General features: G+C 73.9%; 8 protein-coding genes. 1 reads left to right on the forward strand and 7 read right to left on the reverse strand.

What is annotated here, in order from left to right; all coding sequences use genetic code 11:
• Nucleotides 1-64: 64 nt before the first annotated feature.
• Entirely contained in the window at nt 65-2,797 is a 2,733-nt protein-coding gene (locus KO717_RS33400) for a DNRLRE domain-containing protein (RefSeq protein WP_301373179.1), read from the forward strand.
• 65 nt (nt 2,798-2,862) lie between these two features.
• Here KO717_RS33400 and KO717_RS33405 read toward each other — a convergent pair whose 3' ends face one another.
• From KO717_RS33405 to KO717_RS33435, 7 genes are all read right to left on the reverse strand, one after another.
• Nucleotides 2,863-5,388 (reverse strand): acyl-CoA reductase, encoded by a 2,526-nt coding sequence (locus tag KO717_RS33405; RefSeq protein ID WP_301373180.1) that lies wholly within the window; start codon nt 5,386-5,388, stop codon nt 2,863-2,865.
• Nucleotides 5,385-6,533: an acyl-protein synthase gene (locus KO717_RS33410; RefSeq protein ID WP_301374908.1), complete on the reverse strand. Its 1,149-nt coding sequence runs from the start codon at nt 6,531-6,533 to the stop codon at nt 5,385-5,387. The genes KO717_RS33405 and KO717_RS33410 overlap by 4 nt, the downstream gene beginning before the upstream one ends.
• A gap of 14 nt (nt 6,534-6,547) precedes the next feature.
• Entirely contained in the window at nt 6,548-7,693 is a 1,146-nt protein-coding gene (locus KO717_RS33415) for a GNAT family N-acetyltransferase (protein WP_301373181.1), read from the reverse strand.
• Complete coding sequence (locus KO717_RS33420) at nt 7,690-9,051, reverse strand: MFS transporter (protein ID WP_301373182.1); 1,362 nt, start codon at nt 9,049-9,051, stop codon at nt 7,690-7,692. The genes KO717_RS33415 and KO717_RS33420 overlap by 4 nt, the downstream gene beginning before the upstream one ends.
• Complete coding sequence (locus KO717_RS33425; protein ID WP_301373183.1) at nt 9,048-10,331, reverse strand: phenylacetate--CoA ligase family protein; 1,284 nt, start codon at nt 10,329-10,331, stop codon at nt 9,048-9,050. Before KO717_RS33425 ends, KO717_RS33420 begins: the two co-directional genes overlap by 4 nt.
• 260 nt (nt 10,332-10,591) lie before the next feature.
• Nucleotides 10,592-13,249, reverse strand: a complete 2,658-nt coding sequence (locus KO717_RS33430; RefSeq protein ID WP_301373184.1) for a DUF7824 domain-containing protein — start codon at nt 13,247-13,249, stop codon at nt 10,592-10,594.
• A complete protein-coding gene (locus KO717_RS33435; RefSeq protein WP_301373185.1) occupies nt 13,246-14,685 on the reverse strand; it encodes an SWIM zinc finger family protein in 1,440 nt (479 codons plus the stop codon). Before KO717_RS33435 ends, KO717_RS33430 begins: the two co-directional genes overlap by 4 nt.
• Between the last annotated feature and the right edge of the window lie 54 nt (nt 14,686-14,739).

The raw sequence follows: 14,739 nt of genomic DNA on the forward strand, positions 1-14,739 counted from the left end.
GTTTTCGGCCATGGCCTGTTCGGTCGCACCCTACGGCCGTACCGCACACCGAACTGGGGGATTCATGCGTAGATCCCGAGGGGCGGCGGCCGCGCTCGCCCTGTCCCTGGCCGGCACCGCGCTGGGGGTGGGCCTCGGCCTCGCCCCGCAGGCGGCCGCGGTCACCCCGCCGGTCGCGTTCACCGCGGACCCGCTCGCCACCTGGCAGCCCGACGGCGTCGTCTGGGCCCTCGCCGAGGCGGCCGGCCAGGTCTTCGTCGGCGGCACGTTCTCCACCGTCCGCCCGCCCGACGGAGGCTCCGGAAGCGAGCGGTCGGCCGTGAACTTCGTCGCGCTCGACGCGGCGACCGGCGCCCCGACCTCCTGCGAACTGTCCTTCACCGTCGGTTCGGGCAGCGCCACGGTCCGCGCGCTCGCCCTCTCGCCGGACAAGGCGACCCTGTACGCGGGCGGCTACTTCGGCGCCGTCAACGGCACCCCCGTCTCCAGCCTCGCCGCCGTCGACGTGGCGAGCTGCACCGTGAAACAAGGCTTCCGCCCGGCCTTCGCGGCCACCGTCCGCGCCCTCGCCGTCACCGGCGACACCGTCTACGCGGGCGGCGACTTCCTCAGCGTCGCCGGCCAGCCGCGCGAGCGTTTCGCCGCCGTCGGCGCGGCCGACGGCGCCCTCAAGCCCTTCACCGCCGACGCCGACGAGCCCGGGCGCGCCGTCGAGGTCACCCCGGACGGCAACAACGTGGTCCTCGGGGGCGACTTCTTCACCGTCAACGGTACGAACACCCACGCACTGGCCGTCGTCGACGCGACGAGCGGCGCCCTCACCAAGTCGTACGCCGGATTCATCGAGACCAACTCCGTGGTCAAGGACATCGCGACCGACGCCACCGGCTTCTACACCGCCAACGAGGGCACGGGAGGCGGGGTCTTCGACGGCCGGATCGCCCTGAATCTCAGTGACTTCGGCCAGCGCTGGCGCGACACCTGCCTCGGCGCCACCCAGGCCGTGCTGCCCTACCAGAACGTGCTCTACAGCGCCTCGCACGCCCACGACTGCTCCAGCGTCGGCGAGTTCCCCGACGGCCAGCGCCACCACCTGCTCGCCCAGCCCACCAGCGGCACCGGCAAGCTCGGCTGGGCCCCCGACACCAACGACGGCATCGGCGAGGGCATCGGTCCGCGCGTGATGACGGTCGGCTCCAAGGGCGGAGTCCAGTACCTGTGGGTCGGCGGGGAGTTCACCACCGTCAACGGCGCGGCGCAGCAGAGCCTGACGCGCTTCGCCTCCACCGGGGACACCGGCGCACCCACCGTGCCGGTGGCGAGCGCGGTCAGCTTCAGGCCCGGTGAGGTCCAGGTGCGCTGGCGCACCAGCCTCGACCTCGACGACAGCGCGCTGACCTACCGGATCTACCGGAACGGCGCGGCCACGCCCATCGCCACGGTCACCGCCGACTCGCTGTTCTTCAAGCGGCCGCAGGCCTCCTGGACCGACACCACCGCGGCCGCGGGCCAGACGTACACCTACCGGGTGACGGCCGTCGACGCGGCCGGCAACACCAGCGCCCTGTCCGCGACGGCGAGCGTGACCGTCCCGACCACGGTGGAGGGCTACCCGAACCAGGTCCGCACCGACGGAGCCCAGCAGTATTGGCGCTACGACGAATCGGCCCTGCCCTTCGCCGCCGACTCCTCGGCCGGCGGCAACCGGAGCGGCACGCACCTGAACGCCCCGGCCCTGCGGCAGACACCCGGCGCGGTGTCCGGCGCGAGCACGGCGATCGGCTTCAACGGCACGGACACCCAGGTGTACGGGGACACGCGGCAGACGGTGGGCAGCACCTACACCATCGAGACCTGGTTCAGGACGGACACCACCAGGGGCGGCAAGCTCGTCGGCTTCGGGAACAACCAGACCCGCGGCAGCAGTCAGTACGACAAGCACATTTACATGACCAACAACGGCCGGCTGGTCTACGGGGTCTACACCGGAGCCACGCGCACCATCACCACCACGGGCTCCTACAACGACAACCAGTGGCACCACGTCGTCGCCACCCAGGGTCCCGGCGGGATGACCCTCTACGTGGACGGTGCCCAGAAGGGCACCCTCGCCGTCACCACCCACGAGAACTTCTCGGGCTACTGGCACGCCGGCGGCGACAGCCTCGGCGGCTGGCCCGACCGTCCGACGAGCGAGTACTGGGCGGGGCGGCTCGACGAGACCGCCGTCTACCCCACGGTGCTCAGCGCCGCTCAGGTGCAGAACCACTACGCCCTCGCCACCGCCCCGGCCGACTCGGTGGTCCAGGTGACCACCGCGGAGGACACCTACGCCAACGCGGGGGCGCCCGCCACCAACTACGGCACCTCGGGATCGCTCGCGGTCCGCGGCACCTCCTTCTACGCGAGCTACCTCCGCTTCGACCTGCCCGCCGCACCCGCCGGCACGGTGCTGAAGTCGGCCGCGCTCAGCGTGAAGACGAGCACGCAGAGCGGCGCCGGTACCACCGACACCGTCTCGGTCGTCCCGGTCACCGGCTCGTGGACCGAGGGCGGGACCACGTACAACAACCGCCCCGCGCTCGGTGGCCCGGCGCTCGGCACCTTCGCCGGGATCCCGGACGGTTCGGCGGTGCACACCACCGGGCTGACCACCACGAGCGTCGCGGCGGCGCTCGGCGGCAGCTACGGCCTGGCGCTCACCAGCACCGGTACGGACGCCCTGTGGCTGTGGTCCTCCGAGGCACAGGCGAACGAAGGGACACCGCAGCTGACGCTCACCTTCGGCGCGCCGTGACCTGACGGCCCGACGGACAAGGGGGCGCGGGACAGCCTGACGGCCGTCCCGCGCCCCCTCTCGTCTCAGCCGCGCGCGTCCACCACGGCGAGGAGCTTGCCGCTCGTCGGACTGCGGTCCAGCGACGCGCCGTCCACCGCCTCGACCGTGAGATCCAGCAGCCGCTCCGCCACCGCCGAGCGCAGCTCCGGGTAGCCGGCCAGGAAGACCTCCCGCAGCCGCTCCGGATCCGTCGCCGCGGCCCGCTCCACCCGTACGGTCATCCGCTCGCGCGCGCCTGCGGAGTCGAGCCGGATCTGCACCTCACCCCGGTGCCCGCCCTGTTCCTCGGCCAGGTCCAGGAAGCGGCGGTGGTTCAGGAAGTACGTCGCCACCCGCATCACGTCGCCGGTGCGCCCCCGCAGCTCGAAGCGCGGCGCGTGCCGTCCGCACGGGCAGCGGCCCGGGACCTCCCGGCCGAGGTCACCTATCACGTACCGGCCCAGGTGCTGGCCGCGCCGGGCGTGCGTGGTGAAGACCAGCCGGCCCGTCTCGCCCGGGACCACGGGGCGGTCCCCGTCCGGATCCAGGATCTCCATCGTGTGGAGGTCGGCGTGCAGGTGGTGGACCCCGCCGGAGCTCTCGGTGCACTGGTAGCCCAGCGGGCCCAGGTCGGTGCTGCCGTAGGTGATAGAGCGGACGGCCTCGATGCCGAAGGTCTCCTTCAGGGTCCGCTGCTGCTCCTCGGTGAAGTGCTCGCCGCCGTAGAACACCTTGCGCAGGCCTCCGTACGCGCGCAGCGCGTCCTCCTCGGCGTGCAGCAGCTGCCACAGGTAGGAGGGCATGCCGAAGAGGGTGTCGGCCCCGTGGTCGATCAGCGCCTGCGCCGTGGCCCGGTGGTCGGGGCCCGCCGACAGCGGCAGCTGCACGCCGCCGAGCCGTTCCAGTACGGAGAAGAAGCTGATGAAGCTGCCGTACATGGCGCCGCAGTAGAACAGGTTGGCGGTCCGGTCCGAGGCCGGGTCGTAGCCGGCGGCCAGCAGGCCGCGGGCGGCGGCGTGCATCTGCGTGTCGTAGTCGTCGTAGCTGAAGACCGACAGCGCCGGTGCGCCGGTGCTGCCGCCGCTGCGGAAGTACAGCTCGGCATCGGCCCGGGCCAGCCGGCGGGCCGGCTCCTGCACGTCCTCCTTGCCCAGCAGCGGTCCCGCGGGAAGCGGCAGCACCACGGGCCGGACCAGGTCGTCCAGACAGGCGGTGGTCGCGAAGGCGGCCGGATCGGCCTGGACCGCGACGCGGCGGCTGTAGCGCTGCAGGGCGTAGACCCCGTCGTGCGGCTCACCCGCGTAGCTCTCCAGCATGGCGCCGACCGGCGTGACACGGGTGACGCCCGCGGCAAGGGCGGTGCGGGAGAGCTCGGCGATGTCCGCCGGGCTGCCCGCGAGGCCCGCCGTCTGCAGATAGCGGCGCATCGGCCGCAGGGTGGCGATCAGCCGCTTGCGGGGCAGCGGCTTGACCCACACGCTGCGGTGCAGCGGCGAGGCGGTCAGCGGCGACCGGGTGTCGGCCATGACCCGCCACGAGCCGTCGGGAGCGGCGAACACCCGGGTCAGGCCCAGGTGCTCCTCCAGCCGGGCCATCAGCTCGGTGGTGGTCAGCTCGGCCGCCTCCGCCGGATCCGGCTCGCCATGAGCCGCGCCCGCACCGCTCGCTACGGCCGGCGGCCGGGCGGCGAGGACCGAGGCGAACCGCTCGGCGAAACCGAAGACCTCCTCCTCGTCCTCGGTGTCGAGGTACACCACCTGCGGGCTGGAGCACGCCTCCTGCTCGTGCAGGCAGACGTCGTCCGCCAGGGCGTCGAGCGTGCGGGCGTCCGACCAGGCGTCGGCCGTCAGGTACGCGAAGGAGATCCGGTGCCCCCACTCCACCAGCCGGCAGCCGGCCGGCACATGGGCCGCCACCCCTTCGACCGCCGCTTCCCCGCCCCACACGGCGACGGCGTCCGCGGGCGCGCACATCAGGCGCAGCCACTCCTGCCGGGAGGAGGGGAAACGCAGGACGACGATCCGCGCGGCCAGCGCGCCGCTGGGGTCCAGGGCCGCGAGCTCCGCCATCAGCTGCTGGGTCAGGAGGGTGTCGTCGCTGCTGGTCTTGAGCACGTTGACGTTCCCGGCGAGCAGCCCCTCGACGATGCTCAGCGGCGCCACCGTCGCGGCATTGCCCGGCGCGACGTGGGCGACCAGGCCGACGGGCGCCCACGCCTCGTAGACCGTCTCGCGCGGATCCGCCCGGTTCAGCCGGCCGGGAGTCGCGCCGCCGAGCTCCCGGCGCAGCTTGCGGGTCAGCTCCCGCCGGCCGAGGAGACCGCCCAGCTCGGCCAGGACGGCCGGGTCCTCCCCCTCGGGCAGGTGTGCGGCGAGCCGGGCCCGTACGGGATGGCCTGGGTCGCACAGTGCGGTGGCGAGGGCCTCGCACGCGGCCAGGACGGTCTCGGTCTCCAGGCTCTCCGAAAGCGCGGCCTCGACGGCGGCCGGCAGTCCGGCGAGCCGGCGGCCGGCCTCCTCGTCGCCGATGAACTCGCCCTGCCAGTAGTGGTGGTGCACGCTCACGGTCACGCCATTCCCTTCATCAGTTCCGCTGCGGCCACCGCGCAGCTGCGGTTGCGGCTCACCCCGGCACGGCCGTGGACGGTGAACCAGGGGGTCTCCAGCTCGCACCCGCACGCGCTGCCGGGCTGGAGGGAGGCGAGATCGCCCATGACCACGCTCTGCGCCGGCACCGAGGTGATGTACGGCGACACGAGGTGCAGGTAGCCCCGCTCCCCGTAGGGCAGGGGTTCGAGGGTGCGGGTGGAGCGGATCGTCACCCGCGACCAGACGGGGGCGTGCAGCCGGTGGTGGTCGCACTCGATGTACGGGATGCAGTGCTCGACCGACCCGAAGGTGTCCCGGATCCGCTCACCCGGAATGCCGAGCTGCTCGGTGACGCGGGAGTACAGCTCCTCCTTCTCGATACGCCGGTCGGCGTGCCCCTTCCAGCCGCCGCCGAGGACGACGAGGGAGCCCTCGGGCAGGCGCAGCGGAGGCAGCCCCATGGCCCGCATCCGCTCCAGGGTGAAGAAGAGGAAGGCCGGGAAGCCGAGGATGCGGACCGGGGCGTCCTCCCGCTCGAAGCGGCGCAGTGCGGCGATGCAGCCGAACGGGTCGAACTCGTGCTCGCCACCGGTGTTGCGCAGCGCGTACGCGACGCTGCGCGCGGGCGCGAAGTCGCACAGGTAGTTGTCCGTGAAGGCGGTCCCGAGGTTCAGCGAGGGGGCCGGCTCGTAGCTGTAGAGGAGGTAGTTGACCTCCTGGCCGGGGGTGATCCAGCCGTTGCGCTCGAAGATCCGGGCGACCATGCGCTGGGCGGAGCGGATGGTCCACCGGTCGAAGAACATCTGCGACTTCTGGCCGGTGGTGCCGGAGGAGGTCAGGTGCAGCTCCACGTCCTCGCGGGGGACGGAGAGCACCTCGTGCCGCTTGAAGAAGTTCGCGTGGACGAGCGGCGTACGGTACGGCTCGGCCGGGGGAGTGGCCTCGTACAGGGAGCGGAAGAACGCGGAGCGCTCGGTGTGCCAGGCGTTGGTCTCCGCCATGGCCGCGGCGAACAGTTCGTCCTGCGCGGGTCCGAAGGCGTACGGGTCGGTCAGGTCGCACAGCTCCTGTACGTGTGGCAGCAGGGCCGGGTCGGGTACGGAGACCGGCGCGAGATGGGGGTTCATGGGGTCCATGGGGCTCATGAGGCAACCTCGGAAGATGTGGGCAGGTGTGTCGACGCCCAGGCCGACACGTAGCAGTCCAGGTACGGCTGGAGGGGCGGTTCGACGGCGACGCCGCGGAAGTCGATGCGCTCGCCGGAGCGGGACAGGACGGCGTAGTCGTGGAAGCCGTCGCCGTCCGCGCGCATGGCCGGGTAGAGGGCCCCGGCGACGAACCCCTGGGCGAGGAAGGCCGAGAGGGCCTCGTGGTGCGCGAGCGGCACCAGGGCCTCGACGTAGCCGGCGCCCGCGCGGGCCAGGGCCCGGGTGACGGGTTCGAGGTGGGCCGCCGCGGCGGCCGGGTCGGGATGGGCCGTCAGCAGGGAGCCGTACCCGCCGGCGCGGTTGAGGTAGGCGTAGACCTCGAAGCGGCCGTCCTCGGGGGTGAGCAGCACGTTCGGGGTGTGCAGCGGGTAGAACCAGCCCTCGGCGCCCGGGAACCGCTCGCGGAAGCGGCGGCGTACAAAGGCCGGTGCCTCGATCACCTCCAGCCGTTCGGCGGCCGCGTGCGGCGCGGGAGCCGGGAGCGGGCCGGCGGCCGCCCTCACCCCGGGGTAGCCGATGCCGAGCGCGGCCTCGGCCGTGCGCAGCAACGGCATCAGCGGGGCCGGTACTTCGGTGACGGGGATCCGGCGGTCGAGCACTCCGGTGGCGTGACGCGCGTAGAGCGCGAGGCTTTCGCGGCTGCTGAGATCCACCGCGTTGGGCAGGATGCCCAGCGGGCGGAAGCCGTTGCGCAGGACGACGCGCTGAGGACCGGCGCTGACGGTGCGCACGGTCGCGTACACCGAGTCCAGGCGGCCGGTGTCCAGCATCCCGGCGCACAGGGCCTCGGTGAGGGCGGCGGCCAGCCCCGCCGAGCGGTGCTCGGGGTGCACGGCGATGCCCTCCAGGCGGCCGGTGCGGCTGCCCGCCTCGCCGTGGATGGCGGCGGACGCGGTCAGGGCCCCGGTGCCGGCGCAGCGGGTGACGAGCCACAGGGAGTGCGGGTCCGCGATGAGCCGCGCCATCTCGGCCGGGTCGGTGCCGAGGGCCACGGGGTAGTGCGGACCGTAGACGGCGTAGTAGAGCTGGCGCAGTTCGGCGATGTCCGCGCGGACGGCCGGGGCGATCACGGGACTCATCGCTCGCCTCCGGTCGGCGCGGGTTCCGCCACGGCCGGGTCGGGCGTACGGGACCCGAGCAGGGCCAGGGCGCAGGCCGCCGGGAGCAGACCGATGCCTTGTACGAGGCAGAGCGTCTGCGGGGAGAGGAAGTCACCGGCGGAGCCGAACACCAGGGACGCCACCGGCAGGGAGGCACCCAGGACGGCCTGCATCACGGCGAAGAAGCCGGGCTTGTCCGCCGTCGGCACCATCCGCTGGAACAGGGCGACGAAGCGCACGCTGACGGCCCCGGCGCACCAGCCGGCCACGGCCAGGCAACCCGCGACGACCGGACGCTGCGCGAACAGCCCGGGCAGCGCCAGGGCGAGGGCCATCAGGCCCAGGCACCAGGCCCCGGCGACCGTGGGCCGTCCCGGCACGCGGGTGCCGGTGAAGGCGCCGACGAGCGCACCGGTGCCCAGGGAGGCCTCCAGCAGGGCCACGGTGCCGCCCCCGCCGAAGAGGACCGAGCGGGTGTAGAGGGGGATGACGACGAACACGGCGGCGGTGAACAGGTTTGCCGCGGTGAAGCAGATCAGGATCCGCCGCACGGAGGGCAGTCCGGCCAGGATGCGGCGGAGCGGGCGCCGCCGGGGCGGGGCCGCCGCGCCGTCCGCGCCGTCCGTGCCGTCCGCGCCTTCCGGGCTTTCCGCGGCGACGGTACGGAACCGGGCGCCCGTGACGAGCACGGCGGCGCCCAGATAGGCGGCCGCGCAGCCGGCGGCCAGCCCGGACACGCCCGCCCGGTCGACGGTCAGGGCGCCAAGCAGCGCTCCCGCGAGGCCGGCCAGGGACTGGGTGGACAGCTCGAAGCCGGTGGCCGTCTCGATGTCGGCGTCGTCGACGAGTTCGGGGACCGAAGTGGTCAGACAGGGGTCGAAGAACGCCTGGCAGGTGGCCAGGGCGAGACCGGCCGCGTACACGGCGGTGAGCGGCAGGCCGCCGCCGTACGCCCACAGCGCGAGGGCTGCCGACGCGGCCCCGGCCCCGGCGGCGGCGGTCCGCAGCACCGAGCGGTGCGCGATGCGGGCGACGGCCCCGGCCACGACGGGCGCCAGCGCCACGGCCGGCAGCGTGCAGACCGCCATGAACAGCCCCGAGGCCAGGCCCCGGGCTTCGGGCACGGCGTAGGCGACGATCCACCAGGACACGCCGACCTGGAACATGCGCACGGCGGCCTGGGTGAGGACCTGCCCGAGCCATACCGCGGCGAAGGCACGGTTGCGCAGGATCAGCGGAGCGCGCCGGCGGCCGGTCCCGGTCCGCGGCTGTGCATCCGTCTCCGTTTCGGCGGTGTCGGCCGTATGGGCCGTGTCGGCCATGGGTGCGGCGGTCATGCGGTCGGCCTCTCGTCGAGGACGCGGACGAGCTTGCCCGAGCGCGGGTTGACGGCGAGGTCGCGGTGGCGTGCCCACTCCACGGACAGCGGGTGCACGAACCCGGCACGCACACTGTCCGGATACAGCGGCCGTACGGTCTCCAGCTCCGTGACGACGGCTTCGGCCAGCGCCGCACGCCCGCCCGCGACCTGGTCGCCGGTGTCGTCACCGGGGGCCGTCGCCAGCCGCAGGACGAGCCCGTCGCGGCCGTCCCAGCGGCGGACGACGAGCTGCATGCCGACCACGCGGCCCTCGGTGTCCGCCGCGGCCACGGCGTCCTGGGCGTCCTGGGTGTAGAGGGAGACGGGTCCCACGCGCACGCCCTCCTCGGCGCGCCCGAGGATCCTGAAGTGGCCGGGCCCGGTGCCGGTCCACTCGGCCCGGTCGCCGGCGGGGTAGCGGATGATCGGCATCAGACGGCGGAAGAGGCTGGTGACGACGACCCGGCCGGGCCGCCCCGGTTCGGTGATGGGCTCTCCGGTGGAGTCGTCGAGGATCTCGACGACCGCGTACGGGGTGAAGGCGCGGTGCACCCGGGCGTCGGGGCCGGGCACCGGGCGCCCGAGCAGGCCCGCGTCGACGCTGGCGTAGCCGACGGAACGGACCTCGGCGCCGGGGAACGCGGCGGTCAGCAGCCGCCGTTGGTCGTCGAAGAGGGCCTCACCGCCGAAGAGGAGCAACTCCACCGAACCGAGCGGGACACCGGAGGAGACGACCTGCTCGGCGAGTCGGCACAGGGTGGTGGTCGTGCCGGTCAGCACCTGGGCGGCGAGATCGCGCAGCGTCGGGATCGTCGATTCCAGCGGTGCGCCGCCGCCGATGGGCAGGCGGACGTTGTCCACGGGAGCGTGGGCGAGCGAGTCGAGGACGAAGAGGAAGCTGGCGTACAGCTCCCCGGCGTAGAAGAGGTCGGCGACGCGGTGCCCCGGGCGCAGACCGGTGTCCACGAGCCCCTGGCCGAAGGCGGTGACGAACGTGCGCCACTCGTCGCGGGTGTAGACGGAGAACTTGGGGGACCCGGTGGTGCCGCCGGTCTTGTAGACCGTGGCCTCGCTGAGCGGGCCGGTCAGCACGCGGTTGTCGTGCAGGGCGTTGGCCGCCCAGAACTCCTCCTGGTCGACCACCGGCAGGTCGGTGAGGAGGTCGACATGCGGTGGCAGGGACGCGTAGAGGTCCCGGTAGTAGGGCGAGTTGTCGCGGGCGAAACGTATGAGGTCCGAGAGCTGCTGGGCGGACATGAGCCTTTGCCTGGATGACGGGAACGGAAACGGGAACGGGAACGGGAAGCACGGCGGGGCGCGGCGAGAGACGGAGCTCGCCTGCGGAGTCGGGCCGGTGTGAACGGGGGACCCCCCGGCGCCCCCGTCTCCCTCTGACGCACGCCGAAAGCTGACGTGCAGTCATGATGATGAAACATCAGTCCCGTCATCGCCAAATTGGCCGCATATTTACGGACAGTGAGACAAAGTTCAACAATTTTTCCGTTACGGCATGTCGTTCAGCTGCCCGTGGCGAGAGCCCCCTCGTTGCGGCGGAGGGCGTCACACAGCCGGGAGGCCTGGGTGACCAGGCGCGAGGTGCCGCCCCGGGCCGTGACGGCGGCGAGCCCGGCCGGTTCGGGCGCCGCCGCCCCGCACTGTTCGACGCATTCGGCGGCCGTCGACAGGAGGTCGCCGGCGCCACGGGGGTCGGCCGTCCCCGTGAGCAGCCCGGGCAGTACGGACGCCAGTACGGCCCAGGTCGTCGCGTACGCGCCCGTCGCGGCGAGGGTGCGCACCGAGTCGGCGAGCCGGCTGGGCTTGACCGTGCCCAGAGCGATCAGCTCGGCCAGGTCGAGTCCCAGGCGTACGGCGTCCAGCTCACCCTGGGCGGCGAGGATCAGGAGCGCGTCCACGGCCCTCAGCCGGTCCTCGGGGTGCCGCGAGCCGAGCCCGGTGGCGACCGCCAGGTGCAGGGCCGGCCCGGCCGGCCCGCCGGCCGCGGCCAGCAGGGGCAGCGCCGCGGCCGCCTCGCGCGCTTCGTGGGCGGCGCCGGCCGTGACGACCGGGAGACACCAGGCGGCCAGGGCCTCCCGGTCCTCGGGCAGGACCGCGATCACCGAGGCGTCGTCGCGACCGTCCCAGCAGCGGTCGGTCGCCGTACGGGCCTTCGCCAGCTCGTGGAACCGGTGCGGGAACTCGCGCGCCACGGTCGTCCGCTGCGCCGTGTCCACCACGAGGCGCGCAGGTGTTTCGCCGCCCCACCGGTGCTGCACCGCCGGGGCGGTACGGCGGGTGACGGCCACGGGCCGTCCGGCATCGCCGAGCCAGGCGGCCAGCCGGTCGCCGGCGGGCGTGCCGAGGGCGGCGGCCTCGGGGACGGCCGAGGCGTCGCGGCGGACCCGCAGCAAGGCCTGGGCGAGGTCCGCGGGAGCGGGCTCCTCACCGAGACGGCCGTACTCGGCCAGGCGCGCGACCAGCACGCGCGGGTCCAGCGAGCCCGTCTCCACGGAAGGCGTGGCGAGGAGGAAGGGCAGCGGCCGGGACGACATGCGCCGCGCGGCCTCGGCCACGCGCGCATGGGTGGCGGCGCCGATCGCGGTGTGGTGACAGTCGCTGCGCCAGGACACGAGAGCCGGCTGCGGTGTTCCCGTCGGCGGCGCGTCCAGGACGCAGGCGGCCACGTGTTCCAGACCGGGCAGCTCGTGCGTGTAGGAGCGGGACCGCTCGGGGTCGAGCCACCAGCGGTCCGCCAGCGCGGGGCGCAGCGCCTCGGCGAGGGCCGCACGGTCCCGGTACGCGTGCCGTACCAGCCCGTCCAGGGCGCGCTCGAACTCCTCTACGGTGGCGGTACGCGCGTTGATGACCGCCGCGACGAGTTCCACGGTCTCGGCGACCGTCTCCGGTGCGGGGGCGAGCGTGGCCGGGACCGGGAGCGGCGGCAGGATCTCCCGGTAGGGGCCGGAATCCGCGGCGGGAGCGGCGGCCGCTCCGAGGAGTTCCACCGCCCGGGCCCGGTGGACCGGCCTCAACAGATTTGCCCGTTCGGCGAGTTCGGCGCGCAGTGCGGGATCGTCGGTGAGGTGGGCGGCGACCAGCTTCAGTGCCCGCCCCTGGATGTCGGTGTCCGCGTGCCCGAAGGCCTCGGCGAGTTCCGGCAGCAGCTCGGGAGCGGCGGCCGGGTTGCGCGTGAGTTCCTTGCCGATCAGGACGAGTTGCGAGCGGACCAGCTTCTTCTCGGGGCGGAAGAGGACGGCGGCCGACATCTCGGCGAGCAGGCGGGGTGTCAGGTGACCCGCCGCGGCGAGCCGGGCGAGGGTCTGCTGGGCGTTGCCGGCGACGGCGGAAGGGGCATCGGCGGCCAGCGCGATCCAGTCGGCGGCCCGCTCCCGCTCCTCATCGGCGGTCGGACGCAGGGCTTCCAGGATCTCCTGGTAGGGCTTCAGCTGGGCGGGCTTGCCACCGCGCAGCAACCGCGCGGTGCACCCGTCCAGCAGGCCGGCACGGTCCAGGTGCCCTTCGTCGGCCAGGGTGGCCAGCGCGGTCGGCCAGTTGTCGGGGCCGTCCGGTTCCCGGCGCCAGGTGAGGACACCGACCGGTTCGGCGGTCTCGAAGAGCCGCGGGGCGAGCGCGGTGAGGTGGGGGTCGCGGCGCAGGGTGACCACGAGAGGGGAGCGGGACGCGCCCACGGCCGTCGCCCAGCCCTCGACGCAGCCGTCGGTGGTGGGCAGGGGACAGCCGGCGAGCCGGACGAGTTCACGTATCAGCGGGTAGTCCTGTTCGGCGGTGGCGGGCCGGGCGGCCAGCCGGTGGGCGAGGTCGCCGAGCCACTTCGGATCCCGGCCGGACAGTACGTCGAGCAGCGCGGCGGTGGGCGGCCGCGGCCTCCAGCGGCGCAGGTCGGCGGCACCGATCCAGGCGGCCGCGGCCGCCGCCCCGGTGATGCAGCCGGCTCCGGCGACCACCAGGGCCGGGTTCGTCCGGTTGCGGTCCTCCCAGCGCTCCCACCGCGAGGCACGCAGTTCGCGGCGCAGTTCCTTCAGCCCGGCGAGCAGCTCCCGGCGTTGTGCGGGTTCCAGGGGCTTCAGGAGACCCGGCAGCTCGGAGGTGCGGCCCGCCCGGACGGCTGCGAGGACGTCCTCGGTGATGTTCTCGGCGGGGTTCTCGGCGGGGTTCATCGTGCGGCTCCGGAAGGGGCAGAGGAGAGGGAAGAGGTGGCGGTGGCGGTGGCTGTGGAGGTGGAGGCGGAGGCGGCGGCCCGCAGGGCCATCCGGGTGGCCAGCGCGTGCTTGCAGGGGCCGCGGCGGCCCCGGTGGTCGGCCCACCACTGGCAGGTGCAGCTGAGCGCGCCGCCGGACTCGCGTACCTGGTAGCGGCGTTCACCGGAGGCCACGAGGGCGGTACCGGGCCGGTCCAGGGTGACCGCACCGGCCGCCAGCAGGGCGCGGGCGGCGACCAGCCGCGGGTTGTGCCGGTCGACGCGGGCGGCGTCATAGGGGAGTTCGCGGTGGAAGTAGGCGGCTTCGGCGATGTCGTAGCCGACCCGGCCGGCCGTACCGAGGCGGGTCAGGGCCGCCCGTACGCGCTCCACCGTGAGCCCCGACTGGTCCGCCAGATCGGCCGGATCGATGCGCGGCTCCCAGGCGAGGAGTACGGAGATCAGCTCGGCGTCCCCGGCCGCCTCGTCGGTGGCCAGGGCCTCCAGGACGCCGCCCTCGCCGGAGAACCCGCGGGAGGCCTCAGGGGAGAGGGTGAGCGTGAGCCTCATTCCGGGCAGGGTGACTTCCCAGGCGGAGGCGGTGGGTTCAGCCCCGGCCGGCGCGGGACCGTAGATGCGCAGGCCCGTGGCATGCCGCAGCACCCGCTGGAGGGCCGCGAGGCGCTCGGGGCCGGGCAGGCAGACCGCGCCGGGCACCGGGCGGGTGGTGGGGCGCAGTGTGCGGCCGGCAGGAACCACCCACAGGGCGCCGCTCGCGGCGCCGCCGCCCGCCGCGGTACGGGGCAGGGAGCGGAGGAAGCGTGCCGCCTCGGCGGCGGTCAGTTCGGCCCGCAGGTCGAAGCCGGTGCTGACGTGCTGGGATTCGGCGAAACCGCGCAGCCAGCGCTCCGGCAGCGGAACCTTCTTCTCCACGACCGGCCCGTCGAGCGTCGTCACCGCCATCTCGTCGGGGCCGACCCGCAGGTGCAGCGGGTCGTCCCCGCTCAGCCGGGACAACGCCTCGCGCAGCGGGTTGTTGACGTCGACGTTGGTGGTGCCGTGTCCGGTGTCGGCGCCCCGCAGGCCGTCCGGCAGCACGTCGAGCCGGGCGTACACCCCGCAGCACCCCGAGAAGGACTCGAAGCGCAGCCGGTCGCCGTTGCCCGTGACGACCGGGTCGAGCGAGGCGCGCAAGGTGCGCTGGTAATAGCGTGCCGCGGCCACGTCCGCGACGGCGAGCAGGGCCCGCGCGGCCGCCTGAGGGGCACTCAGGAACCCGGCGAAGAACTGGGGATGGGCGTCGGCCCCGGCCGGGGTCAGACCACCCGCCGTCTCCAGGTCGAGGGCCTGACCCTGCCCGGAGGCGGTCAGCGAGGAAGGGCGTGCGTAGGCGAAGGTATGTGCGGTCCGCGTCATGTCCGAGACGCTAGAGGGACCCACTGACAACGCCGGCGCCACCGGCCGGGGGAC

Origin of the sequence: Streptomyces xanthophaeus, from assembly GCF_030440515.1 — a bacterium.
GTDB lineage: Bacteria > Actinomycetota > Actinomycetes > Streptomycetales > Streptomycetaceae > Streptomyces > Streptomyces kutzneri.

Bases quoted from the DNA above. Each gene is read 5' to 3' on its own strand.
- KO717_RS33400 (WP_301373179.1), top strand. From the start codon at position 65: ATGCGTAGATCCCGAGGGGCGGCGGCCGCGCTCGCCCTGTCCCTGGCC.
- KO717_RS33410 (WP_301374908.1), bottom strand. From the start codon at position 6,533: ATGAACCCCCATCTCGCGCCGGTCTCCGTACCCGACCCGGCCCTGCTG.
- KO717_RS33415 (WP_301373181.1), bottom strand. From the start codon at position 7,693: ATGAGTCCCGTGATCGCCCCGGCCGTCCGCGCGGACATCGCCGAACTG.
- KO717_RS33420 (WP_301373182.1), bottom strand. From the start codon at position 9,051: ATGACCGCCGCACCCATGGCCGACACGGCCCATACGGCCGACACCGCC.
- KO717_RS33425 (WP_301373183.1), bottom strand. From the start codon at position 10,331: ATGTCCGCCCAGCAGCTCTCGGACCTCATACGTTTCGCCCGCGACAAC.
- KO717_RS33430 (WP_301373184.1), bottom strand. From the start codon at position 13,249: ATGAACCCCGCCGAGAACCCCGCCGAGAACATCACCGAGGACGTCCTC.
- KO717_RS33435 (WP_301373185.1), bottom strand. From the start codon at position 14,685: ATGACGCGGACCGCACATACCTTCGCCTACGCACGCCCTTCCTCGCTG.